Here is a 215-nt window from a genome sequence, read left to right on the forward strand (position 1 = left end):
GTCAGCGACTCGTTCAAGCGCAACACCCTCGGCTCCGCCTCCCTGTCCAACGCCACCGCCTTCAGGGTAAACTTCCCCTCCAAGATCCCCTTAGCCTGACCGCTCATCCTGATGCAGAAACCACCCGCCTCCTTCACCGGCAGCTCCGGCCACTTCGTCGACGTCAGCTTAAAGCTGCCCTTTTTCGTGTAGAACTGCTCCATAAAGCGCGCATT

General features: G+C 59.1%; 1 pseudogene. It reads right to left on the reverse strand.

From position 1 onward, the window contains the following. Window positions 1–203, reverse strand: a pseudogene (locus tag HMPREF2872_RS12150) (type IV pilin protein); the annotation flags it as partial. Window positions 204–215: the final 12 nt, after the last annotated feature.

This window comes from Neisseria sp. HMSC069H12 (assembly GCF_001812735.1).
Taxonomy (GTDB): domain Bacteria; phylum Pseudomonadota; class Gammaproteobacteria; order Burkholderiales; family Neisseriaceae; genus Neisseria; species Neisseria subflava.